The following is a 1,989-nucleotide window of genomic DNA, read 5'->3' as shown; positions in this document are numbered from 1 at the left end:
GACCGCAGCTGTGCGGGCGTCCGCGCGCCGACGATGGGCGCCGCGACCCCGGGACGGTCACGCACCCAGGCCAGCGCCACCTCAGCCGGCTTGGCCGCCAGGCCTCGCGCAGCCATCGCCACCGCGTCGGCCACGCGGGCCGTCTGCTCGTCGAGGAACCGCTCGGCGAAGCCCGGGAAGTCGGTGGACGCGGCCCGGGACCCGGACGGGATGCCGTGGCGATACTTCCCCGTGAGGACGCCCCGTCCGAGCGGTGACCAGGGCAGCAGGCCGAAGCCGAGCGACGTCGCCGCGGGCGTGACCTCGTGCTCCGGCGTGCGGCATACCAAGGAGTACTCGATCTCGTTGGCCACCATGGGAATTCGCGCTGACTCGAGCACGCTGAACGCTCGTGCGGACTGCCATCCGGAGTAGTTGGAGACGCCGACGTAGCGCGCGCGACCTGAGGCCGCAGCCCACTCGAGGGCCGACAGGGTCTCCGACAGCGGCACGTCGTCAGACCAGGTGTGCACGAGCCAGAGGTCCACGTGGTCGGTGCCGAGACGGCGCAGCGACGTCTCGAGCTGGGACATGAGCCCTCGGCGCGACACGTCGACCCGGCGCTGGCCACCGGACCGGGAGATGCCCGCCTTGGTGCAGATGACGACGTCGTCGCGCGGCACCGTGCCGTCGAGCAGCCCGCCGAGGATGGTCTCGGCGTCGCCGCCGCCGTAGCCGTATGCCGTGTCGACGAGGTTCCCGCCGGCCTCGACGAACGCGCGCAGGTGGTCACCGGCCTCGTGCCGGTCGACAGCGTTGCCCCACAGCATGGTGCCGAGGGCCAGTGGGGTGACCGAGAGACCGGACGAGCCGAGACGCCTGCGCATGTCCCGAACGGTAGTGGGCGATGCCGCACTCCGAGCGAGCGGCACGACGTGCGCGACGCCGATAGCCTGCCCAGCATGAGGATCGGTGTGAATCTCGGGTACTGGGGGCGCGGCACGACGGGTCACGACCAGGTCGCGATCGCGCAGGCGGCCGACCGGCTCGGCTTCGACAGCGTCTGGGTGGCAGAGGCATACGGCTCGGACAGCCCGTCGATGCTCGCCTGGATCGGGGCCCTGACGGAGCACGTCGCCCTCGGGTCCGCGGTCATGCAGATCCCGGGACGCACCCCGGCGATGACGGCGATGACCGCGGCGACGATCGACACGATGTCGGCCGGCCGGTTCCGGCTCGGGCTCGGGGTCTCGGGTCCGCAGGTGAGCGAGGGGTGGCACGGCGTGCCGTTCCGCAGCCCGCTCGGCCGCACGCGGGACTACGTCGAGATCGTGCGGGCGGCCCTGCGCCGCGACACGGTCACCCACGCCGGGCCGCACTACCCGTTGCCGCTGCCCGACGGTCCGGGCAAGCCGCTCAAGCTCGCGGCGCGGCCCGTGCGCCCGGACCTGCCCGTCTACCTCGCGGCAGTCGGGCCGAAGAACCTCGAGCTGACCGGTGAGATCGCGGACGGCTGGCTCGCGATCTTCTTCAGCCCCGAGCACGCCGGCGACCTGCTCGCGATGCTCGAGACCGGTCGGCGTAGGGGTGGCCGGGGCCCGGTCGACTCGCCGATGACGGGTTTCGACGTCGTGGCGACCACGCCCGTCGTGCTCGTCGACGACGTCGAGGAGGCGGCGGCCCACGTGCGTGACTACTGCGCCCTCTACATCGGCGGCATGGGCTCGCGCGAGCAGAACTTCTACAACCAGCTCGCGTGCCGGATGGGCTTCGAGGAGGATGCCGCGCGCATCCAGGACCTCTACCTGGCGGGCCTCCACCGGGAGGCGGCGGCGGCCGTGCCCCTGGAGTTCATCGACGAGACGGCCCTGCTGGGCTCGCCGGAGCGGGTGGCGCGACGGCTGGGCCGCTACGAGGAGGCCGGTGTGACCACGCTCGCCGTCGCCGTCGGTGGGGGCATGACGCGCGAGCAGGCCGTGGCGAGCCTCCAGGTCGTGGCCGGTATCGCGG

At 72.8% G+C, this 1,989-nt stretch carries 2 protein-coding genes; one reads left to right on the top strand and one right to left on the bottom strand.

Annotated features, from left to right (window positions below; genetic code table 11):
• The coding region (locus tag AC1DP0_RS21370) for an aldo/keto reductase (RefSeq protein WP_478088507.1) at window positions 1-866 on the bottom strand (866 nt) is incomplete at its 3' end.
• 75 nt (window positions 867-941) lie between these two features.
• Here AC1DP0_RS21370 and AC1DP0_RS21365 point away from each other — a divergent pair.
• Window positions 942-1,989, top strand: a 1,048-nt coding sequence (locus AC1DP0_RS21365; protein WP_478088505.1) for an LLM class F420-dependent oxidoreductase, incomplete at its 3' end; no start/stop codon positions are given.

It is taken from the genome of Terrabacter sp. P5_B1 (assembly GCF_056400505.1).
This window is presented reverse-complemented; position numbering and strand designations above follow the sequence as displayed.